Source organism: Kitasatospora sp. NPDC036993 (genome assembly GCF_055607525.1).
This window is the reverse complement of sequence record NZ_JBVJRP010000013.1, coordinates 37,878-58,630: the sequence shown is the minus strand read 5'-3', so window position 1 is coordinate 58,630 and position 20,753 is coordinate 37,878. Positions and strand designations below refer to the sequence as shown.

The window sequence follows — 20,753 nt, the reverse complement described above, 5'->3', positions numbered from 1 at the left end:
TCCGCGTCCCGGGGCCGGGTCTCAGGGCCGGGAGAGCAGCGGGAGCGCGTGCAGCACCTCGCGGACCGCGGCGCGGTCGCCGTGCTCGCCGACCGGCAGCCGGTCCGGGTCGCGGTGCGCGGCGGCCAGCTGGCACAGCTCCAGGCCGTCCAGCACCATCGAGGCCACCGGCTCGGGTCCCGGCGGCGGCTCGGCGCCGCCGGCGCGGACCCGGCTGCTGCCGCCGTCGCCGTCCAGGGTGATCAGCCACTCGCCGCCCGCCGGTCCGTCGACCATCAGCCGCACCCGCCGGGCGGTCCCGGCCCCGTCCCCGGGTGCGCCCGGCGCCCCGGCGGGTTCGGGGCGCGCCGCGCGCAGCCCGGCCAGCGCCCGGGGGAGCAGCCGGACCACCAGCTCCACCATCTGCCGCAGGTGCTGCGGCGCCGGCGGATCGTAGGGGTAGGCGACCGCCCGGGCCACGTCCTCGCCGTGCACGAAGCACTCGAAGGCGCGGTCCACGAAGGCGTCGCGCAGCGGCAGCACCGCGAAGCCGTAGTCGACCGGGGTGTTGCCCTGCGGGACGAGTGCGGCGCTGCGCACCAGGTCGTGGGCCTGCCGCCGCCAGTGGGAGCGCACCGACTGCGGCGCCAGCGCGCGCTGGCCGGCGATCAGCCGGGCGGTGCGCGCGGTGATCGCGGCGTACCGGCCGCCCTGCTGCGGGACGCGCGGCACCGCGGGCCCCGCGGCCGGCTCCTGCGGCGGCACCCGTCGCCCGGCCGGCGCCGCGGGCACGCCGGGAGCGGCCGGCACCGGGTCGGGCAGGCCGAGGGCGACCGCCAGGAAGCCGTCCACCGCGGTCAGGTGGCCGAGCACCTCGGCCGGCCGCAGCCGCTCGGTGCCGCCGTGCCACGGCAGTTCGGCCACCTCGTGCCACTCCTCGGGGCCGAGGTCGCGCAGCAGCGCGTCGAGCTTGGCGGTCTCCGCCGTGTACGGCATGCCCCAGGCGGGGACGGGCAGTTCGGCGGGACGGCGGGTCAGGCACCAGTCGAGCACCTGCTGGCGCAGCGAACCGGGCTGGTCCAGCGGCTCGTCCAGGGAGAGCCAGCCGGCCGCCTCGCGCAGCCGGGCCGCCTCCTCGGCGCACTCCCGGCAGTCGTGCAGGTGCTGCTCCAACTCGCGGGCCTCGCGGTCCTGGCAGGCGCCGAGGGCCCACGCGCCGAGCAGCGAGCGCAGGGCGTCGTGCTGCTCCTCAGTGCTGCTCACGTCTCCCCGCTCCCGTTTCCGCTCCCGTGTCCGTTCCCGGCGCCGTCCTGGCGGGCGCGTTCGTCGGCCAGTTCGGTGGCCAGCAGCTCCAGACCGAGCCGCATCCGCTGCTTGGCGGCCTGCTCGCTGATGCCGAGCAGGCGGGCCGTCTCGCGGTAGGTGCGGCCGTCGTAGTAGGTCACCGCGATGGTCTCACGCAGGGGTTGGGGCAGGGAGTCGACCACGTACTGCACCCGCGCGGCGGTGGCCACGGCGCGGATCTCCGCCTCGGCGCCCGGTGCCCGTTCGGCGGCCCGCCGGGCCCGCAGCCGTTCGACCGCGCGGTGGTGGGTCAGGGCGCCGAGCCAGGAGCGGAGCGTGCCCCGGTCGGGGTCGAAGTCCCCGGGGTGCTCCCAGGCATGGGCGAATATCTCCCGGGTGAGCTGGGCGGCGGCGGCCTGGTCGCCCAGTATCCGTCCGGCCAGGCCGTGCACCATCGGTGCGAGCCGGTCGTAGAGCTCGCCGAGCGCGGTCTCCTCGCCGCGGGCGAGGCGGCGCTGCACCTGCTCGTCCCAGCGCGGGGCCTGCTCCGGGGTGGCCATCGGGAACCACCCTCCTGACCGGGTTCGCTGGCGTACCCAACGGTATCTTGCGGCCGGGCGGCGCCGGGGCCGATTCCGGCAAGAACGGAACCCTTCCTCGCGGATCCGCGTCCTTGTGAACACCCCTCCCCGCCGGGCTCCTTGGTCGCGCCGCACGGCTCGGCAGGTCCGCCCGGGACCGGATCGTCCGATGGTGCGACGGTCGGCTGGTGGGACCGCCCGGCGAGGCCGCTGTTCGAGGGCGCTGGACATATGTCGCACGGGTGGTTCGCGAGTGGCGGGCGGGGCGGCGGGGGCGCGCGGAGGTAGGTTCCCGACTGCGGGACCGGAGGGTCGGCCCGGGCCGGACGATCACCGGTACGAGGCTCGCGAGAGTGAGCGGGACAGTATGCACCGCGCTGTCGCCCGATCGCCGGAATATGCCCGAAGCGCTTGCTGCGGTCCGTGCCCCCGCCCATCCTGAGGCGTATTCGTGTCGCGGCCGGTGCCCGACCGACGGGACGGCGCGGACGAGTGGGCGCGGGCGGACGGATCGGGCGGTCGCCCGGGTACGGCCCGGGTGGCGCCGGGCGACGTGCGAGGGCCCGCCGGCCGCCGGCCCGATCGGGACTATGGCCGAACTGCGAGTGCGGGTGGTGGAGCGGTGCAGGTTCTTCAGGTACAGCTGGCGGTGCAGGCTGACCCCGCCGAGGTCGGCCGGGCCCGCCGGTGGGTGCGCTCGCGGCTGTTGAACCACGGGGTGGACCCGGACGCGCCGATGGCCGAGACGGTGGTGCTGGTGGTCTCGGAGCTGGTCACCAACGCCGTGGTGCACACCGGCTGTCCGGCGGTGCTGAGGCTCTGCCTGCCGGTGGCCGGGGGCCCGCAGGAGGGCGGCCCGGCCGCTCCGCTGCGGGTGGAGGTCGCCGACGCGAGCCGGGCCGCCCCCGCCCCGCGGCACACCGGCGCGGACGAGGACGCGACCAACGGGCGCGGCCTGGAGCTGGTCGAGCTGCTCTGCGAGCGCTGGGGCTGGTACCCGGACGGTTCGGGCAAGCGGGTCTGGTGCGAGATCGGCAGCGACGCCCGCCCGGCCGATCCGCTGGCCGACGCCGACTGGGCGGCTTTGGCGCAATAGCGGCTTTCGCGGCGGCCGTCGGGTGGGTCGAACACCCGCGCCGATCACCGGCCGAAAGGTGACGCAACCATTCCGAATTTCGGACTACCCATTGACGTGACGTATCCGACTGATCACGCTTGGGTGCGGCGCTCCGTCGCGAGGGGACGCCGAGGGGATGTCCGTCCACCGCCGCGGTGTTGCTGTCCAGGGAAGTTCGCGCCAGCGAGGGGGACCGTCGGCAGCCGGGCGAGGCCTGCTCCTTGGCGAGTGCGGAGGGTGCGGCGCGGGTTCAGGGCTCGCGCGCCGCGGTTGGATGGCGGCTTGCCGTGCTGCGCTCGGGGTGCGCGCGGTGTGCCGCCATCCAATGCGTCGCCGGGGAGCGGCGGGATCCGGCCACCGGCAGGTCGATTCCCAGGGTGTGCTCAGGAAGCGCGCCCGGCAGGGAGTTCGGCAGGGAGTTCGGCGGCGGTGGGGTTTCCGGCGGTGGGGTTCTCCGCGGCGACGGGGTGCTCCGGGAGGGCGCGGAAGGTGCGCCGGTAGGCGCTCGGCGCGACGTCGAGCCGGCCGCGCAGCCGCAGCCGCAGCGAGGCGGCGGTGCCGAAGCCGGACTCCCGGGCGACCTGGTCGACCGTCAGATCGGTCCGCTCCAGCAACTGCCGCGCCCTTTCGGTGCGCTGGGTGGTGATCCACTGCCCCGGGCTGGCGCCGGTCTCCTCCCGGAAGCGCCGGGTGAAGGTCCGTACGCTCATCCCCGCCCGGTCGGCGAGCTCCCGCAGCGCCAGCGGCCGGTCCAGGTGCTCCACGGCCCAGGCGCGCACCGCGGCGGTGCCGCTGCCGCCGGAGTCCACCGGGCTGGGGGCCTCCACGTACTGCTTCTGGCCGCCCTCGCGCCACGGCGGCACCAGGCAGTTGCGGGCCACCGCGTTGGCCACCGCGCTGCCGTGGTCGCGGCGCACCACGTGCAGGCACAGGTCCACCCCGGCGGCCACCCCGCCGGAGGTGAGGACGTCGCCGTCGTCGGTGTAGAGCACGTCGGGGTCCAGCAGCACCCGGGGGAACAGCCGGGCGAAGCGCTCGGTGTAGCGCCAGTGGGTGGTGGCCGGGCGGCCGTCCAGCAGGCCGGCGGCGGCCAGGACGAAGGAGCCGGTGCAGATCGACATCAGCCGGGTGCCGGGCCGGATCCGGGCCAGTGCGGCGGCCAGCGCCGGGGTGAAGCAGGTGTCGGCGACCGCCGGAGCGGAGACGGCCGAGGCCGGGATCAGCACCGTGTCGGCCCGCTCCAGCAGTTCGGGGCCGTGGTCGACGGTGATCCGGAAGTCGGCGCTGGTGGTGACGGGCCGTCCGTCCAGGGTGCAGGTGGCCACCTCGTACAGCGGCCGTCCGGCCGGGTCCTTGGCGCCGCCGAAGATGCGGGCGGGGATGCCGAGTTCGAAGGCGATGACGCCCTCCAGGGCGAGTACCGCGACCAGGTGTGCCATGTCGTCCCCTCGGGTGCCGGTGGGTCCGGGCCAGGCTACCGCGGGCCCTGGCCCGATTCTTGCGAAAGCTGTCATTCAGGCCACTCGTCCGGCCCGGGGCGGCCCCGGGACACTCGTCCGCGTGACCGAACGCAGCGCCCTCGTCCCCACGCCCCTCTCCGAACCGACCGCCCCGTCCGGGCACCCCCGGGTGCACTACGCCTGGGTGGTGGCCGCCGTCTCCCTGCTCGTCCTGCTCGGCTCGGCCGGCTTCCGCTCCACGCCGAGCCTGATGATGGACGCCCTGCACAACGAGTTCGGCTGGTCGCTCGGGACGATCTCCGTCGCCACCTCCGTCAACCTCACCCTCTACGGCCTCACCGCCCCCTTCGCCGCCGCCCTGATGGACCGGTTCGGGGTGCGCCTGGTGGTGGTCTGCGCGCTGCTGACCATCTCGGTCGGCGCCGGACTGACCATGCTGATGCGCGAGCCCTGGCAACTGGTGCTCTGCTGGGGCGTGCTGGTCGGCCTCGGCAGCGGCTCGATGGCCGGGGCCTTCGCCACCACCATCACCGGCCGCTGGTTCCAGGCCCGTCAGGGCCTGGTCACGGGGGTGCTCACCGCCGCCGGAGCGGCCGGGAACCTGGTCTTCCTGCCGGTCGGCGCCTGGCTGGTCGAGCAGCACGGCTGGCGCTCGGCCGTGGTCGTGGTCTCGCTCGCCGCCAGTGCCGTCGCCGTCCCGGTCCTGCTGCTGATGCGCGAGCGCCCGGCCGACCTCGGCCTGCTCCCGTACGGCGCGACCGAGGCCCCTCCCGCGCCGGCCGCCGGAGGCCGGGCCCTGGCCCGCTCGCTGCGGGTGCTGCGGGACGCCGCCAGGGTCCGGGCGTTCTGGCTGCTGGCCGGCTCCTTCGCGATCTGCGGCGCCACCACCGCCGGCCTGGTCGGCACCCACTTCATCCCGGCCGCGCACGACCACGGCATGCCGGTCACCACCGCCGCGAGCCTGCTCGCCCTGATCGGTGTGTTCGACGTGCTCGGCACCGTCTTCAGCGGCTGGCTCACCGACCGGGTCGACTCCCGGCTGCTGCTGACCGTCTACTACGGGCTGCGCGGGCTGTCCCTGCTCCTGCTGCCGCAGCTGCTGGCCGGCTCGCTCCAGCCGCCGATCCTCGCCTTCGTGGTCTTCTACGGCCTGGACTGGGTGGCCACCGTGCCGCCGACCGTCGCGCTCTGCCGCCGGCACTTCGGCGAGGACGCCCCGATCGTCTTCGGCTGGGTGCTCGCCGCCCACCAGATCGGCGCGGCCGTCGTCGCCGGGCTGGCCGGGCTGGCCCGCGACGCGCTCGGCAACTACGACGTCACCTGGTACGGCGCCGGCGCGCTGTGCGCGGTCGCGGTCGGGCTCTGCCTGGCGCTGCGGACCGCGCGTTCCGAGGGGCCGGCGCCGGCGCTCCGGTGACGGCGGCACAGCCGGGGCGGCCGTCACGGGAGCGCGGTCCCGGGGCTTCCGGAGGGGCCGTCGTACCGGAGGTCCTGGGCGTGTCTGACAATTGGCGTCGCGCACCCGGCGGGAATTGTCAGACACGCCCTAGGCTCCGCCCCATGGCGCTCATCTTCACCCTGGACCCGAAGCTCGACCCCGACCTGCGGACGGACGTCGTCCGGCTGTGGGCCGACGTCACCAACGCCGGCGGTGCGGTCGGGTTCGTGGCACCGGTCACCGAGGAGGAGGTCTGGGACACCGCCGACCACCAGTTCGCCGGGGTCGAGCCGGACGGCCCGGACCGGCTGCTGGTCGCCCACGAGAGCGGGACGGGCCGACTGGTCGGCGTGCTGTTCTTCGAGTCGATGCGCTTCGGCCTGATGGAGCACTGGCGCATGCTCAAGCGGGTCATGGTGCACCCCGACTTCCAGGGCCACGGCCACGGTGCCCGGCTGCTCGCCGAGGCCGAGCGGGTGGCGCGGGAGTGGGGCCTGGAGTCGCTGCGGCTCACCGCGCGCGGCGGCCAGGGGCTGGAGCGGTTCTACGCCCGCAGCGGCTACCGGGAGGTCGGCCGGGTGCCGGCCGCGATCCGGGTCGCCCCGGGGGACGACCGGGACGACATCACCATGTGGCTCGACCTGCGCTGACGACGGCCCCGGACGGGCGGGGCGGGCCGGATCCGGTGCCCCGTGCCCCGCCCCGGCCGTCAGGCATGCTTGACTGGAGAACCCGCCCCGGCGCAACGAAGAAGGAAGTGTCCAGTGCCCAGCAACGGCCCGGAGAAGTCGCACGCCACGCTCCGCTACACCTCGCTGCGGGTCAGCATCTTCCTCGGCTGCCTGCTGGTGGCCCTGCTGCTCGGGCACTTCGGGATCATCCCGGTCAGCGGCGACGCCGGCGTGATCTTCCTGTTCCTGCTGGCCGCGTTCGCCTCCGCGCCGCTCAGCTACGCGCTGCTGGGCAGGCAGCGCGACGAGATGTCCGCCCAGATCAGCGGCAAGGTCTCCGGGATGCGCAACCGCACCGCCGAGCGGATCGCCACCCAGAACGCCGAGGAGGACGCCGCCGACGACGCCGCCCGCGCGGCCGCCGCCGGCCAGAGCTGAGCCCGGTACCACCGCCGACACCAGCGCCGACTCCAGCCGCCGTGCCCGCCACCCGAGACTCCGCGCCGTCCGAGCCGCCTTCGGAACCGCCCGCCGAGCTGCCCTCCGGACCGTCGTCCGGTTCGCCGACCGGTTCGCCGACCGGTCCGTCGTCCGGTCCGTCGTCCGGGCCGCCTCCCGCCGAGGGGGCGTCCGGCACCTGGCCGGCCCCCGTGCGCCGGCCCACCGGACGGGACGTGGCCCGGCTCGCCGGGGTCTCCCAGGCCACCGTCTCCCTGGTCTTCTCCGGCGCCGAGGCCGGCCGGCGGGTCTCCGAGGCCACCCGGGAACGGGTCAGGGAGGCCGCCCGCAGCCTCGGCTACCGCCCCCAGGCGGCCGGCCGCCAGCTGCGGCTCGGCCGCAGCGGGATGGTCCTGCTGGCCGTGCCGAACCTCCAGGGGCCGTTCTTCGGCCGGGTGCTGGAAGGCGTCCACGAGGAGGCCGGACGCAACGGCCTGGCCGTCGTGGTCAGTTCCGGCTGGGGCCGGGCCACCCTCGCCGAGGCCGCCACCGCCGGCCGCTTCGACGGCCTGCTGATCTGCTCCCCGGACGACAGCCAGCTCGGTGAGCTGCCCGCCGACACCCCCGCCGTCTTCCTGGACGCCGACCCGGGCACCGACCGGGCGCGTCCCACCGTCGAGCTCGACGTGGCCGGCGGGATGCGCGCCGCGGTCGAGCACCTGGCCGCGCTGGGCCACCGCAGGATCGGCCGGCTGCGCTCCAGCCACGCCGCGTACACCTTCCGCGTCCGGCAGGCCGCCTTCGAGCAGGCCGTCCGTGAACTCGACCTGGACGTCGTGGAGTTGGGCGTGAGCCTGAACGACGGCCATCGGGCCGCGCGGACGGTGGCGGGCCGGCTGCTGGAGCGGGCCGACCGGCCGCGCGCGGTGATCTGCGACGACGACGTGGTCGCCTCCGGGGTCTACCAGGCCGCCGCCGAGCTGGGGCTGCGGGTCCCGGAGGACCTGTCCGTGGTCGGCATGGACAACGTCGCGGTGGCGGCGCTGCTCGCCCCGCCGCTGACCACCGTCGACCTGCCGGGCGAGGAGCTGGGCCGGGCGGGCGCGGCCGCGCTGGCGGCGCTGCTGCGCGGGGAGCGGGTGGCGCCGGTCGCGCCGCTGGCCACCTCACTGGTGCTGCGCGCCTCGACGGCGCCGGCGGGCGCGGCCTCGCAGCGCTGATCACCCGTGAGTGAATGAGAAGACCGCGCCCGCCGGCCAGACCACCGGTGGGCGCGGTCGTTCGTGGGGGTGGGTCAGCCCACCGGGACGGGCTGCGCGGCGGGGACGAGCGGCGCCGGATGGAACCAGCGCCGGGCACCGAACAGCAGCAGCGCGCCGAGTGCGATCCCGCCGGCCGCGCACAGCGCCACCGGGCGCAGTGAGTCCTCGGCGAGCTTGCCGGAGACGGCGTAGCCCAGCGAATTGCCGGTGGCGAACAGCGTCACCAGCCAGGCGAAGGCCTCGGTGACGGTGCCGGTCGGCGCCAGTTCGGCGACCAGCACGAACGCCGCCGCCAGCAGCGGGGCCAGCATGATCCCGGAGAGGAAGGCCAGCGCGGCCATCGGGTACGGCCCGGGCAGGGCGACCAGCGGCAGGTAGCAGGCGGCCATCGCGAGGGCCATCATCCAGGTGCGGGTGGCGGTGTTCTGCCGCCACTTGATCACGCCGTAGGCGAGCGCGCCGAGCAGGCCGCCGAGCGCCGCCAGTGCCAGCAGGGTGCCCCCGCCGCCCGGCAGCGCGCCGGTGTGCTGTTCGGCGTAGGCGATGAACAGCACGTTCTGGGCGCCGACCGCCCAACCGGCCCCGGCCAGTCCGACCAGCAGCAGCACCAGGCCTGGGGAGCGGAGCGGTCCGAGCAGTCCGGCGGACTGCTCCTGGGCCGGGGCGCGCCAGGACCGGGCCGGCCCGGTGGTGGCCACGATCAGTGCGCCGGCCAGTCCGAGGCCGGCGGCCACCCAGAGCGCGGCGACCGGGCTGAACAGTCCGGAGATGGCGGCCACGGCCAGCGGCCCGGCCACGTAGAGGGTCTGCTGGGACGCGGAGTCGAAGGCGTACGCGGTGTCGAGCTGCTTCTCCTCGACCACGTCCGGCCAGAGCGAGCGCAGGCAGGGTTCCAGCGGAGGCATCGCGAGGCCGGCGATCGCGGCCCCGACCGGCGCGGCGATCGCGGAGCCGGGGGCGAGGGCGAGCAGCGCGTACCCGCCGCCGGCCACCACGGCGGAGGCGATCAGGACGCGCGGCTGTCCGGTGCGGTCCACGATCCGGCCGAGCACGGGACCGCCGACGGCGGCGGCGATCGCGTAGGCGGAGGTGGCCAGCCCGACCCGTCCGTACGCCACCCCGGCGTCGCGCAGGGCGAGGGCGATGACGAGGGCGGTCATGCCGGCGGGCAGCCGGCCGAGCAGGGTGCCGAGCAGTAGACGGGTGACGTGCGGGGCACGGAGCAGGGCGAGGTAGCCCATCGGCGTTCTCCGGAGTGGGCAGGCGGGGGCGGGGACGCCGTCAAAGTTATACGTATAACTGCTCAGCGGTCAATCGGGTCGCCGAGTCGATCTGATGGTGCGTCAGCTTCGTTCGTGTCCGGACCGCAGGTTCGGGGCACAGCCCGGGCGGGCAGGGATTCCGCGTGAACTCAAACAAGTACTTTGAACATCTCAAACCTTTGCTGCTAACGTATCGGCCATGACAGCCTCGGACGCACTGCGGATGAACGGCCCGGGCCCACTGCCCGGCGCCGCCCGCCCGTGTGCTCTGGCCGGTGCTGTGGACAGCCCGCGCCGTTGTCGCGCCATGAGCTGTACTCCCCTGAGCTGTACCGCGGCGGCACGCCCCTGACCGGGGGTCGGACCCTTCCCGTCCGGCCCCGCGCCGTGCCGCCCGCTCCGCCCCACACCTCACCGTCAGCAACGCCCTCCCCCGGAGACGCTCCCCCATGTCCACAGCGCCCGAGGCGACCTCGTCGCCGTCCGTGCTCGCCCGCATCCGCAAGACGCCCTTCTGGGTGCAGATCGTCGCCGGCCTCGTGCTCGGCGTCGGCCTCGGCTACCTGGCCCGCGCCGCCGACATCTCCTGGCTGGCCACCACCCTGGAGACCATCGGCAAGATCTTCGTCCAGCTGCTCAAGCTGGCCGTCCCGCCGCTGGTGTTCACCGCGATCGTGGTGAGCGTCGCCAACCTGCGCAACGTGACCAACGCGGCCCGGCTGGCCACCCGCACGCTGCTCTGGTTCATGATCACCTCGCTGATCGCGGTCGGCATCGGTATCGGCCTGGGCCTGCTGACCAACCCGGGCAAGGGCACCAACCTGAAGACCGAGGGCCTGAAGGCGCTCGACTCCAAGGGCAGCTGGATCGACTTCCTGACCGGCATCTTCCCGACCAACATCGTCGACGCCTTCGCCAAGGTGAACGTGCTCCAGATCGTCTTCCTGGCGGTCGTGGTCGGTGCGGCGATCATCAAGCTCGGCGCCAAGGCCGAGCCGGTCCTCAAGCTCAGCGAGTCCGTGCTGGAGCTGACCCAGACCGCGCTGTGGTGGATCATCCGGCTCTCCCCGCTCGGCACCCTCGGCCTGATCGGCAAGTCCGTCGCCAAGTACGGGTGGGACCTGCTCAAGCCCTTCGCCACGCTGACCCTGGACATCTACCTCGGCTGCGCGCTGGTCATGTTCGTCGTCTACTCGCTGGTGCTGCGCTTCGCCGCCGGGCTCAACCCGCTGCACTTCTTCAAGGGCGCCTGGCCCGCGATCCAGCTGGCCTTCGTGTCGCGCTCCTCGGTCGGCACCCTGCCGGTCACCCGCCGCGTCACCGAGCGCCTCGGCGTCCCGAGCGAGTACGCGTCCTTCTCGGTGCCGTTCGGCTCCACCACCAAGATGGACGGCTGCGCCTCGATCTACCCGGCCATCGCCGCGATCTTCGTCGCCCAGGTCTTCGGCATCGAGCTGGGCGTCAAGGACTACATCCTGATCGCGTTCGTCTCGGTGGTCGGCTCGGCCGCCACCGCGGGGCTCACCGGTGCGATCGTCATGCTGACGCTGACCCTGTCCACCCTGGGCCTGCCGCTGGAGGGCGTCGGCCTGCTGCTCGCCATCGACCCGATCCTGGACATGATGCGCACCGCGACCAACGTCGCCGGCCAGGTCGTCGTGCCGATCGTGGTCGCCGCCCGGGAGAAGATCCTGGACGTCGCCGCGTACAACAACCCCTCCGCGGACCTGTACGACGAGGACGTGAAGCCGGCTGCCGGCGGGAAGGGCGGAGCGGCTCCGGCCGTGGCCTGAAGGTGAACGTGCGGTCGCGCGTCTGAGGGGGCGTTCGACCGACATGAGGAAAAGGGCCTCTCCCGGTGACGGGAGGGGCCCTTTCCGCATTTCCTTTAATCCGTGTCCGAACTCATGTTTCGGACTCAGGCCCGGGTTCATGCCCGGGCTCATGCCCCGGGCTCATGCCCCGGGTTCACGTTCCGGGCGGGCTCACGTTCCGGCACGGCTTTCGAAAAGGCAGGGGGCCCGCCGGATGGGCGGGCCCCCTTGGGTACTGCTCCTGTGCTCATGGTGGCGGCTGTCGGGAGCCGCCGACGGACCCGGTCGGGTCCCGAGCGATCAGATCATCAGAGGATGGTCAGACAGCGGTGACGTTCTCCGCCTGCGGGCCCTTCGGGCCCTGGGTGACGTCGAAGGTGACCGTCTGGTTCTCCTCCAGCGAACGGAAGCCGTTCGCGTTGATGGCGGAGTAGTGAACGAAGACGTCGGGGCCGCCGCCATCCTGGGCGATGAAGCCGAAGCCCTTCTCAGCGTTGAACCACTTGACGGTTCCCTGAGCCATGCCGTTCTCCTTGCGATGCGTGTCGGGGGCCACACTGTGTGACACCCGGTCCGCTGCGCTGATCGCCCTGCCTCCGGACGAGTCCGAAATTTTTCGATATTGCTGAAAAACTACAAAAAGCCTGCGGTTACATGCTCCGCAGGCTTCAAGTACTGCAAGGGGAATCAAACTGCAACTGAGGGCAACGCTAGCATGCGGCAGCTGTGACGACCAGAGGTCACTTGAGGCGTGGAAGCCGCGTGTCGTAAGGGCGGAAGCGGGTGTGGAAAGGCCGGTCCCGGACGCGTGAGGGCGTGTCGGGTGGCCGGTGCGAACCACCGGGAACAGCAGGCATACGCTGCGGGGAGGTACGAACAGCAAGGGAGCGGCGCAGTGGCAGCACCGGAAGCACCAACACCGGACGCGCGGACGCGGGAGCCCCAGGGGAACGGACCGGCCGGGCCGGCGGACACCCCGGTCAGGCCGCGGGTCGGCCACATCCAGTTCCTGAACTGCGTCCCCCTCTACTGGGGGCTCGCCAGGACCGGCAACCTGCTCGATCTGGACCTCACCAAGGACACCCCGGAGAAGCTGAGCGACCAGCTCGTCGACGGCGCCCTGGACATCGGCCCCATCACCTGCGTGGAGTACCTGCGCAACGCGGACGACCTGCTGGTCCTGCCGGACATCGCGGTCGGCAGCGACGGCCCGGTGATGTCCTGCCTGATCGTGAGCAAGGTGCCGCTCGCCGACCTCGACGGGCGCCGGGTCGCCCTCGGCTCCACCAGCCGCACCTCCGTCCGGCTCGCCCGGCTGCTCCTGGAGGAGCGCGAGGGCGTGCGCCCGGAGTACTTCAGCTGTCCGCCCGACCTCAGCGCGATGCTCGCCGAGGCCGACGCCGCCGTCCTGATCGGCGACCCGGCGCTGCGCGCCTACCTCGGCCAGGCCGCCGACCTCGGGCTGACCGTCCACGACCTCGGCGAGATGTGGAAGGAATGGACCGGCCTGCCGTTCGTCTTCGCGGTCTGGGCGGTGCGGCGCGAGTTCGCCGAGCGCGCCCCGGAGCTGACCGCCGCGGTGCACCGGGCCTTCCTGGAGTCCCGCGACCTGTCGCTGGTGGAGGCCGCCAAGGTCGCCGAGCAGGCCGCCCGCTGGGAGACCTTCGGGGCCGACGTGCTGGAGCGGTACTTCGGCGAGGCGCTCGACTTCTCGCTCGGCGAGCGGCAGCTGACCGGCGTCGCCGAGTTCGCCCGGCGGGTCGCGCACGACAGCGGGTTCGCCCCCGACGTCGCGGTGCGGCTGCTGGAGCCGGTCGCGCTGCCGCTGGGGCCGTAGGCGGGGCTCCCGCGGCCGACGGCCCGGGCCGCCTGCCCGGTCCGGGGCCTGTCCGGGCCGGGACCGAGCCTCGGGCCGGGGCCCGGGCCGGGACCGGCTCCGGACCTGGTCCAGCGGGCTGACGCGGGGCGCGGAATGTGCTGGCGTAGGCTGGTTCGGCCGTACCCCAGTAGCACTTGAGAGAGAGAAGGCCGCCAGGTGACCGAGCTCGCAGCGACCACCCTCGATGCGTCCAGCACCGACCTGAAGGCCGTGCTCGACCGGGCCGCCGCCGGCGGCCGGATCACTCCGGAGGAGGCGCTGGAGCTCTACCGCTCGGCGCCGCTGCACGCCCTCGGCGCCGCCGCCGACACGGTGCGCCGCCGCCGCTACGCGGGTACCGAGCACATCGCGACGTACATCATCGAGCGCAACATCAACTACACCAACGTCTGCGTGACGGCGTGCAAGTTCTGCGCCTTCTACGTGCCGCCGAAGAGCGACAAGGGCTGGTCCCGGGAGCTCGACGAGATCCTGCGCCGCTGCGCCGAGACGGTCGAGCTGGGCGGCACCCAGATCATGTTCCAGGGCGGCCACCACCCGGACTACGGCGTGGAGTACTACGAGCGCGCCTTCTCGGCGATCAAGGCCGAGTTCCCGCAGCTGGTGATCCACTCGCTGGGCGCCTCCGAGGTCGAGCACATGTCGCGGATCTCGGGCGTCTCCATCGAGGAGGCCGTCACCCGGATCCACAAGGCGGGCCTGGACTCCTTCGCCGGCGCCGGCGCCGAGCTGCTGCCGGAGCGCCCGCGCAAGGCGATCGCCCCGCTGAAGGAGTCCGGCGAGCGCTGGCTGGAGATCATGGAGGTCGCCCACGGCCTCGGCGTGGAGTCCACCTCCACCATGCTGATGGGCACCGGCGAGACCAACGCCGAGCGGATCGAGCACCTGCGGATGATCCGCGACGTGCAGGACCGCACCGGCGGCTTCCGGGCCTTCATCCCGTACACCTACCAGCCGCAGAACAACCACCTCAAGGGCTCGACCCAGGCCACCGTCTTCGAGTACCTGCGGATGATCGCGATCGCCCGCCTGTTCCTCGACAACATCGCCCACATCCAGGGCTCCTGGCTCACCACCGGCAAGGAGGCGGGCCAGCTGTCGCTGCACTACGGCGCGGACGACCTCGGCTCCGTGATGCTGGAGGAGAACGTGGTCTCGGCGGCGGGTGCCAAGCACCGCTCCAACCTCACCGAGCTGATCCACCTGATCCGGGCCGCCGACCGCGTCCCGGCGCAGCGCTCCACCACGTACGAGCACCTGCGGGTGCTGGACGACCCGGCCAACGACCCGGTCGACCCGCGGGTCGCCTCGCACATCGCCTCCACGGCGCTGGCGGGGGGCACGGCGCACCCGGAGCTGAAGATCCTGGACAACTGAGTCCGCCTCTCCCTCTCCTTCTCCCGTCTCCTCTCCTGCCGGTGCCGGTGCCGGTGCCGGTGCCAGCGCTGGTGGTGTTGCCGTCGGTGTCTGCCGTCGAAGTCGAAGGTGCTGTTGTGCTGACTCTGCACCGGGCGGCGTTCGTGCTGCCCGACCCGGCCGATCCCACCGCCCCGTCCATCGCCGACGGGGCGGTGGTCGTGCGTGGCGGGCTGGTCGAGGCGGTCGGGCCGTACGCGGAGCTGGCGGTCGCGCACCCGGGCGCGCGGGTACGGGACTGGGGCGCCGCCGTGCTCGCCCCGGGGCTGCGCAATCCGTACGGGCACTGGCTGTTGGAGCGCGCGTACCACCCGGACCCGCGGGAGGAGGTCGGTGTCGAGCCGGTCGCGGACGGGCTGGCCGGGTGCACGGACGAGACGCGGTGCGGGGCCAGTGCGCGGCGCGGGCTGCAGCGGATGCTCGGGTACGGGGTGACGGCGGTGGCCGGCCCCTTCGAGCGGGCCTCGGTGCGGACGGCGGTGGCACGGTCGGGGGTCGTGGGGCTGCCAGGTTCTTCCAGTTCTTCCAGTTCTTCCGGTTCTTCTGATGCGTCTGATCTGTCTGACGCGTCCGGGGTGCCTGACGCGTCGGGGGTGTCCGGTCGGCCGGGCGGCGGGGGTGCCGGGCCGCTGGATCCGCTGGCCGTACTGTCGTTCGAAGAGGCCTCGTACGGGCGGGTGGCGGCCGGGGGCCGGGCCGACCTCGCGGTGTTCGCGGTCGCGGGGGACGGGAGCACCGAGCCGGTGGCGGGCGGGTGCCTGGCCACGGTGCTGGGCGGACGGTTGGTGTACCGCCGTCGATGAGACGGCCGTCACGTCGCGCGTCGCGTACTCGCCGGTAGGCGGATTCCCCTGTGGCGCACGGGACTTCCTTCGTGTGCACCCGAACTCGGCTGCCGGTACCGGAGAGTGATTGCCCCTTCGTCGTGACCTGAGGGCCCGCCAGCGGATACGATCCCGGACAGCTCACTCCGTACCCTCACCACACCACCGCCCGTGCCCGCGGGCGGCAGGGCCGTGTCCCCGGCCCCGAAGGCAAGCCAGGACAGGAACCATGCAGACCGCGACCGTTCCCCCGCCGCGCATCCCGCGGTTGGGCCGTGGTTGGTACCTCGCCGCCGTGCTCAGCGCCGTGCTGGCCGTCGGCATGTGCCTGCTCGGATGGCGTCAGGCCGACCAGGCCGACCGGATCGAAGCGCACCCGGTGAGAGTCGAGGGGGTCGTCACCCAGCTCCCGACCGGCGGTGGCACCTACAGCGCCGTCAGCTACCGGGCGGGCGGACAGCCGCACACCGCGGCCGCGCTGCCGCTCGCGGACGGTGCCAGGCTCGGCGACACGATCTGCCTGGAGCACGCCGCCGACGACCCGGGCGCGGTGCGGATCTGCGGCGACACCTACCCGCAGCCGGTCGGCGTCGGCCTGGCCCGGTTCAGCGTGCCGGTGGCCATCGCGTTCTTCGTGATCTGCGTACTGCGCATCCGGCGGCACCACAAGGCCGTCGCGGTCCGCAGCGGGCAGGGGAAGCTGGCCGCCAACCTGGCGCTGGCGACGGGGGCGCTGGCGGACGGGATGCCCGCGATAACGCAGGGCAAGCGGTCCCGGCGACGCCGCCGTGCGGGCGGGCGGCGCGCCCAGCACTGACGTGCCTGCGGGTGCGGCCTGCGGGTGCGGCCCGGGACGTGGCCTGCGGGTGCGGTCCGGGGGCGCGGACCGGGCGTGCGGTCATGGGTCGGTGTGCCCCGTTGGTCGGGGTGTCCGTGCGAGGGTGAACAATGGGGGCGTGACCCGAGCCTCTCTGGACAAGCAGCCGCACGAAGTCGCCGCCATGTTCGACGACGTCGCGGCCAAGTACGACCGCACCAACGACGTGCTCTCCCTCGGCCAGGCCCGCGCCTGGCGCCGGGCGGTGGCCGAGACGGTGGCCGCCGGACCGGGGGACCTCGTGCTCGACCTCGGGGCCGGCACCGGCACCTCGTCGCTGCCCTTCGCCGAGGCCGGGGCGCAGGTCGTCCCGTGCGACTTCTCGGTCGGCATGCTCACCGAGGGCAAGCACCGTCACCCCGAGCTGGCGCTCACCGCCGGTGACGCCACCCGGCTGCCGTTCGCGGACGACACCTTCGACTCGGTGACGATCTCCTTCGCGCTGCGCAACGTCCAGGACACCGACGAGGCGCTGAGCGAGATGCTGCGGGTCACCAAGCCCGGCGGCAAGCTGGTGATCTGCGAGTTCTCCACCCCGACCTGGACGCCGTTCCGGACGGTCTACACCGAGTACCTGATGCGCGCGCTGCCGCCGGTGGCCACCGCCGTCAGCAGCAACCCGGAGGCGTACGTCTACCTCGCCGAGTCCATCCGGGCCTGGCCGGACCAGCCGGGGCTGGCCGCCAAGCTCCAGGACAACGGCTGGTCGAAGGTCGCCTGGCGGAACCTGACCGGTGGGATCGTGTCGCTTCACCGGGCCTACAAGATCGCGTAGTCGGGCCCGGCCGGTTCCGGTCGCACGCCTCGGGGCGTGTGGCCGGGGCGGGGCCCGCGGGCCTGAGGGGTTGTGGGCCTGTGGGGTTGTGGGCCTGTGGGGTTGTGGGGCCGTGGGGTCGTGTCGGGGAGGCGTGGCCTGCGGGCCTGAGGGCCCGTGGCCGGGATGTCCGTGGTCGGGGTGGGCGGGGGCGCAGCCGGTGGCGTGAGCGGAACTAGACTGCCGGAGGCAAAGCCGCCGTCCCCCAGCCGCAGTTCCAGGAGTGTGTCCACGTGTCCGAGACCGCAGCCGATCTGACGAAGCCGGACAGCCCCGTGGAGAGCACGGCCGACGTCATCGTGGTCGGCGCGGGCCCGGCCGGCTCCGCCACCGCGTACTACCTGGCCCAGGCCGGGCTGGACGTCCTGCTGCTGGAGAAGACCGCCTTCCCGCGCGAGAAGGTGTGCGGCGACGGCCTGACCCCGCGCGCCACCAAGCAGCTGGTGGACATGGGCATCGACGTCTCCACCGAGAACGGCTGGCTGCACAACAAGGGTCTGCGGATCATCGGCGGCGGCGTCCGGCTGGAGCTGGACTGGCCCGAGCTGTCCTCCTTCCCCGACTACGGACTGGTCCGCAAGCGCGCCGACTTCGACGAGCTGCTGGCCCGCCAGGCCGAGAAGGCGGGCGCGCGGCTCTACGAGCGCTGCAACGTCAGCGGGCCGGTCCTGGACGAGCGCACCGGGCGGATCGTCGGCGTCACCGCCAAGCTCGGCGACGAGAAGCGGCCGGTCACCTTCCGGGCCCCGCTGGTGGTCGCCGCCGACGGCAACTCCACCCGGCTCTCGCTCGCCATGGGCCTGCACCGGCGCGAGGACCGCCCGATGGGCGTCGCCTACCGCACCTACTTCACCTCGCCGCGCCACGACGACGACTACCTGGAGTCCTGGCTGGAGCTGTGGGACACCCGCGAAGGCCAGCGCAAGCTGCTGCCCGGGTACGGCTGGGTCTTCGGCATGGGCGACGGCACCTCCAACGTCGGCCTCGGCATCCTCAACTCCTCGCCCGCGTTCGGCGAACTGGACTGGCGCGAGGTGCTCAAGGCCTGGTGCGCCAGCATGCCGGAGGAGTGGGGGTACACCCCCGAGAACATGACCGAGCCGATCCGCGGCGCTGCGCTGCCGATGGCCTTCAACCGGCAGCCGCACTACACCCGCGGTCTGCTGCTCGTCGGTGACGCCGGCGGCATGGTCAACCCGTTCAACGGTGAGGGCATCGCCTACGCGATGGAATCCGGCCAGATCGCCGCCGGGGTCATCGTGCAGGCCCTCGCCCGGGTCACCGACGGCGGCCGCGAGCGCGCCCTCCAGGCCTACCCGCGCATCCTCAAGGACGTGTACGGCGGCTACTACACGCTGGGCCGCGCCTTCGTGAAGCTCATCGGAAACCCGAAGGTGATGCAGATCGCCACCCAGCGCGGCCTCACCCACCCGATGCTGATGCGCTTCACCCTCAAGCTGCTCGCCAACCTCACCGACCCGCAGGGCGGCGACGCGATGGACCGCCTGATCAACGGCCTCGCCAAGGTCGCGCCGAACGCCTAGTCGGGTTCGGGTGTCGCCGCCGTCTCCTGCTGCCGACCGTCGGGGTCCCGGCGGGAGGCGGCGGAGCGCTGCTCGACGTAGGTGAGGCGCTCGGCGAAGACGCGGGCCGCGTCGGGGGTGAGCGTCCTCAGGGCGACGAGGGCGGCGAAGACGACGTCGCAGAGTTCGTGCTGGACGTCCTCCCAGGAGTGGGTGACCCCCTTGCGCGGGTTCTGGCCGGTGGCGCCGATCACCGCCGCGCCGACCTCGCCGATCTCCTCGGAGAGCTTGAGGATCCGCAGCAGGCGTTCCTCCTGGGGCGACTGGGTGCCCTGCTCGTCCAGCCAGGCCACCAGGTGGTCGACGCTCTCCCAGATCCGGCTGTCCATGCGGCGTTGCTCCTGCTCCCGTGCGGTGTGGTCGGTGTTGCCACCGTACGGGAGTGGCGGTGGGTGGTCGGTCGGCTGGTCGGGCCGGTCGGTCGGTTGGCTGCGCGGCTGGTCGGGCGGCGGCTGTGGGTGGTGGGCGCCGGGTGGTGGGCGCCGGGTGGTGGGCGGGGCGGGCCGGGGCTGTCCGGCCCGCCGGGTCAGCGGGTGCTGATCTTCACGTTGCGGATTTTCACCGGGAGGGTGGGGAAGCCGTCGCCCGGGTTGTTCTGGTCGTCCTCGCCGCCGGCGGCGATCTTCTGGAGGACGTCCAGGCCCGCGGTGATCCGGCCGAACGGGGTGTAGGCGGGGGAGAGCTTGGTGTCCTTCCAGACGAAGAAGAACTGACTGCCGTTGGTGTTCGGGCCGGCGTTGGCCATGGCCACGGTGCCGGCCGGGTAGGTGGCGCCGGTCAGGTTCTCGTCCGGGAACGAGTAGCCGGGCCCGCCGCTGCCCGTGCCCGTCGGGTCGCCGCACTGGAGGACGTAGATCCGCTGGGTGGTGAGGCGGTGGCAGTGGCTGCGGTCGAAGTAGTCGTGTTCGGCCAGGAAGCGGAACGAGAAGGTGGTGCAGGGCGCCTTGTCGGTCAGTGCCTCGAAGGTGATCTGGCCCTGGGTGGTCCGCAGGGTGGCGCGGTAGGGCTTCGCCGCCTTCTTGGCGTCGAACACCGGGATGCCCTTGAAGTTGTCGGCCGGGACGGCCGGTGTGTAGGTGCAGCCGGCGGCGGGGGCGCCGGCCGCGGGGGCGTCCGCGATGGCGGTGCCGGTGCTCGCCACGAGCGGGAGGATGGTGGCGGCGGCGACCAGCGCCCAGTGCTTGCGCTTCACGTGACGGGCCTTCCGGGGGGTGGTGGACGGCTGGATTGTCATGTGGGCATCATCCACGGCCGGGTGGGGATGCGGTAGGGGGTCGGGACGGCTGGGGCTCCTTGGGCGACAGGGTGGTGATGCTTTGTCAGTTCGGCCCCGGGGTGGCCGGGGTGAAGGTGAAGAGTCCGGCGCGGGCGGCCAGGGCGGCGGCGTCGGCGGCCCGCTCGGCGGTGCGGGCGTCCAGCGGTTCGCCGGAGACGAACAGGCGGAAGTAGAGCGGCGCGGTGGCGGCCCTGACCATCTCGGCGCCTTCGGTGCCTGCGGGCAACTCCCCGCGGGCGACGGCCCGTTCGGCCACCTCGGCGGCCTGGCGGTGACGGGCCGCGAAGAAGGCGCGCAGGGCGGCCGCGCCGGCGTCCGAGCGCTGGGCGGCGGAGATCAGCGCGGTGGGCGTGGGGCCGAGTTCGGGATCGGTGAAGACGCTGAACACCTCCTGGGTGATGCGGCGGAGGTCCTGCTGGAGGTCTCCGGTGTCGGGCAGGGGCCAGGGCTGGTCGGCGGAGGCGGTCAGGGCGTCGGCGACCAGGCCGTCCACCCCGCCCCATCGCCGGTAGAGGGTCGCCTTGTGGACGCCGGAGCGGGTGGCGACCGCTTCGACGGTGAGGCCGTCGTACCCCTTCTCGGTGACCTCGGCCAGAGTGGCGGCGACCACTTCCGCCCGGACCCGGGCGCTGCGGCCGCCCGGGCGGGAGGCAGGGGTGCGGGGCTCCGGTGCGGGGTGGGTGGCTCCGGGCAAAGTCGACTCCAGTCGCATTAAGGCTTGCTGGTGGGTGGCGGTCATGCCATGCTCATCGTAATGCGACTCAAATCGCATTACGAG

General features: G+C 73.4%; 20 protein-coding genes. 12 read left to right on the top strand and 8 right to left on the bottom strand.

The features are described from left to right. Nucleotides 1-21: 21 nt before the first annotated feature. Nucleotides 22-1,242: an MDMPI N domain containing protein gene (locus ACZ7C5_RS26515; RefSeq protein ID WP_401088813.1), complete on the bottom strand. Its 1,221-nt coding sequence runs from the start codon at nucleotides 1,240-1,242 to the stop codon at nucleotides 22-24. Continuing rightward, nucleotides 1,239-1,823 carry a sigma-70 family RNA polymerase sigma factor gene (locus ACZ7C5_RS26510; protein WP_470323597.1) on the bottom strand — a complete coding sequence of 195 codons (585 nt, stop codon included), beginning with the start codon at nucleotides 1,821-1,823 and terminating at the stop codon, nucleotides 1,239-1,241. Before ACZ7C5_RS26510 ends, ACZ7C5_RS26515 begins: the two co-directional genes overlap by 4 nt. 643 nt (nucleotides 1,824-2,466) lie before the next feature. Between ACZ7C5_RS26510 and ACZ7C5_RS26505 the strand changes: the two genes are divergently transcribed. Beyond that, nucleotides 2,467-2,940: an ATP-binding protein gene (locus ACZ7C5_RS26505; RefSeq protein WP_401088817.1), complete on the top strand. Its 474-nt coding sequence runs from the start codon at nucleotides 2,467-2,469 to the stop codon at nucleotides 2,938-2,940. A 404-nt stretch (nucleotides 2,941-3,344) separates the two neighbouring features. Here ACZ7C5_RS26505 and ACZ7C5_RS26500 read toward each other — a convergent pair whose 3' ends face one another. After that, complete coding sequence (locus tag ACZ7C5_RS26500; protein WP_401088819.1) at nucleotides 3,345-4,400, bottom strand: GlxA family transcriptional regulator; 1,056 nt, start codon at nucleotides 4,398-4,400, stop codon at nucleotides 3,345-3,347. A 121-nt stretch (nucleotides 4,401-4,521) separates the two neighbouring features. Here ACZ7C5_RS26500 and ACZ7C5_RS26495 point away from each other — a divergent pair, with 121 nt between their 5' ends. The 4 genes from ACZ7C5_RS26495 (at nucleotide 4,522) to ACZ7C5_RS26480 (ending at nucleotide 8,188) form a co-directional block, all read left to right on the top strand. Next, nucleotides 4,522-5,838: an MFS transporter gene (locus tag ACZ7C5_RS26495; protein ID WP_470323596.1), complete on the top strand. Its 1,317-nt coding sequence runs from the start codon at nucleotides 4,522-4,524 to the stop codon at nucleotides 5,836-5,838. Nucleotides 5,839-5,981: 143 nt separating this feature from the next. Then, on the top strand, nucleotides 5,982-6,509 hold the full coding sequence (locus ACZ7C5_RS26490; RefSeq protein WP_188301252.1) for a GNAT family N-acetyltransferase: 528 nt from the start codon (nucleotides 5,982-5,984) through the stop codon (nucleotides 6,507-6,509). A 114-nt stretch (nucleotides 6,510-6,623) separates the two neighbouring features. After that, complete coding sequence (locus ACZ7C5_RS26485; protein ID WP_188301251.1) at nucleotides 6,624-6,968, top strand: DUF4229 domain-containing protein; 345 nt, start codon at nucleotides 6,624-6,626, stop codon at nucleotides 6,966-6,968. 212 nt (nucleotides 6,969-7,180) lie between these two features. Further along, nucleotides 7,181-8,188: a LacI family DNA-binding transcriptional regulator gene (locus ACZ7C5_RS26480; protein WP_401088824.1), complete on the top strand. Its 1,008-nt coding sequence runs from the start codon at nucleotides 7,181-7,183 to the stop codon at nucleotides 8,186-8,188. Nucleotides 8,189-8,262: 74 nt separating this feature from the next. Here ACZ7C5_RS26480 and ACZ7C5_RS26475 read toward each other — a convergent pair whose 3' ends face one another. After that, nucleotides 8,263-9,471 (bottom strand): MFS transporter, encoded by a 1,209-nt coding sequence (locus ACZ7C5_RS26475; protein WP_401088825.1) that lies wholly within the window; start codon nucleotides 9,469-9,471, stop codon nucleotides 8,263-8,265. A 470-nt stretch (nucleotides 9,472-9,941) separates the two neighbouring features. Here ACZ7C5_RS26475 and ACZ7C5_RS26470 point away from each other — a divergent pair, with 470 nt between their 5' ends. Beyond that, on the top strand, nucleotides 9,942-11,285 hold the full coding sequence (locus ACZ7C5_RS26470) for a dicarboxylate/amino acid:cation symporter (RefSeq protein WP_401088827.1): 1,344 nt from the start codon (nucleotides 9,942-9,944) through the stop codon (nucleotides 11,283-11,285). 340 nt (nucleotides 11,286-11,625) lie between these two features. Here the strand turns inward: ACZ7C5_RS26470 and ACZ7C5_RS26465 are convergent, their stop codons facing one another. Beyond that, on the bottom strand, nucleotides 11,626-11,829 hold the full coding sequence (locus tag ACZ7C5_RS26465; RefSeq protein ID WP_188301247.1) for a cold-shock protein: 204 nt from the start codon (nucleotides 11,827-11,829) through the stop codon (nucleotides 11,626-11,628). A gap of 477 nt (nucleotides 11,830-12,306) precedes the next feature. Here ACZ7C5_RS26465 and ACZ7C5_RS26460 point away from each other — a divergent pair, with 477 nt between their 5' ends. The 6 genes from ACZ7C5_RS26460 (at nucleotide 12,307) to ACZ7C5_RS26435 (ending at nucleotide 18,660) form a co-directional block, all read left to right on the top strand. After that, nucleotides 12,307-13,143, top strand: coding sequence for a menaquinone biosynthetic enzyme MqnA/MqnD family protein (locus tag ACZ7C5_RS26460; protein WP_317620486.1), 837 nt, complete (start codon nucleotides 12,307-12,309; stop codon nucleotides 13,141-13,143). A gap of 198 nt (nucleotides 13,144-13,341) precedes the next feature. Then, the gene (gene mqnC / locus ACZ7C5_RS26455; RefSeq protein ID WP_188301245.1) at nucleotides 13,342-14,562 is read left to right on the top strand and encodes a cyclic dehypoxanthinyl futalosine synthase; all 1,221 of its coding nucleotides are present in this window, start codon (nucleotides 13,342-13,344) and stop codon (nucleotides 14,560-14,562) included. A 116-nt stretch (nucleotides 14,563-14,678) separates the two neighbouring features. Continuing rightward, nucleotides 14,679-15,404: an amidohydrolase family protein gene (locus ACZ7C5_RS26450; RefSeq protein WP_470323595.1), complete on the top strand. Its 726-nt coding sequence runs from the start codon at nucleotides 14,679-14,681 to the stop codon at nucleotides 15,402-15,404. Between the two features lie 250 nt (nucleotides 15,405-15,654). After that, nucleotides 15,655-16,242 (top strand): hypothetical protein, encoded by a 588-nt coding sequence (locus tag ACZ7C5_RS26445; RefSeq protein WP_188301243.1) that lies wholly within the window; start codon nucleotides 15,655-15,657, stop codon nucleotides 16,240-16,242. A 139-nt stretch (nucleotides 16,243-16,381) separates the two neighbouring features. Next, nucleotides 16,382-17,077 carry a demethylmenaquinone methyltransferase gene (locus ACZ7C5_RS26440; protein WP_188301242.1) on the top strand — a complete coding sequence of 232 codons (696 nt, stop codon included), beginning with the start codon at nucleotides 16,382-16,384 and terminating at the stop codon, nucleotides 17,075-17,077. Nucleotides 17,078-17,349: 272 nt separating this feature from the next. Continuing rightward, complete coding sequence (locus ACZ7C5_RS26435) at nucleotides 17,350-18,660, top strand: geranylgeranyl reductase family protein (protein ID WP_401088831.1); 1,311 nt, start codon at nucleotides 17,350-17,352, stop codon at nucleotides 18,658-18,660. On the opposite strand, the gene ACZ7C5_RS26430 is transcribed toward ACZ7C5_RS26435, so the two are convergent. The 3 genes from ACZ7C5_RS26430 to ACZ7C5_RS26420 all read right to left on the bottom strand — a co-directional run bounded on the left by ACZ7C5_RS26430 (nucleotide 18,657) and on the right by ACZ7C5_RS26420 (nucleotide 20,714). Further along, nucleotides 18,657-19,028 (bottom strand): MazG-like family protein, encoded by a 372-nt coding sequence (locus tag ACZ7C5_RS26430; protein ID WP_470323594.1) that lies wholly within the window; start codon nucleotides 19,026-19,028, stop codon nucleotides 18,657-18,659. The genes ACZ7C5_RS26435 and ACZ7C5_RS26430 overlap by 4 nt on opposite strands. A gap of 197 nt (nucleotides 19,029-19,225) precedes the next feature. Then, nucleotides 19,226-19,933 carry a peptidylprolyl isomerase gene (locus tag ACZ7C5_RS26425; protein WP_470323593.1) on the bottom strand — a complete coding sequence of 236 codons (708 nt, stop codon included), beginning with the start codon at nucleotides 19,931-19,933 and terminating at the stop codon, nucleotides 19,226-19,228. A gap of 85 nt (nucleotides 19,934-20,018) precedes the next feature. Further along, entirely contained in the window at nucleotides 20,019-20,714 is a 696-nt protein-coding gene (locus ACZ7C5_RS26420; RefSeq protein WP_470323592.1) for a TetR/AcrR family transcriptional regulator, read from the bottom strand. Nucleotides 20,715-20,753 lie beyond the last annotated feature (39 nt).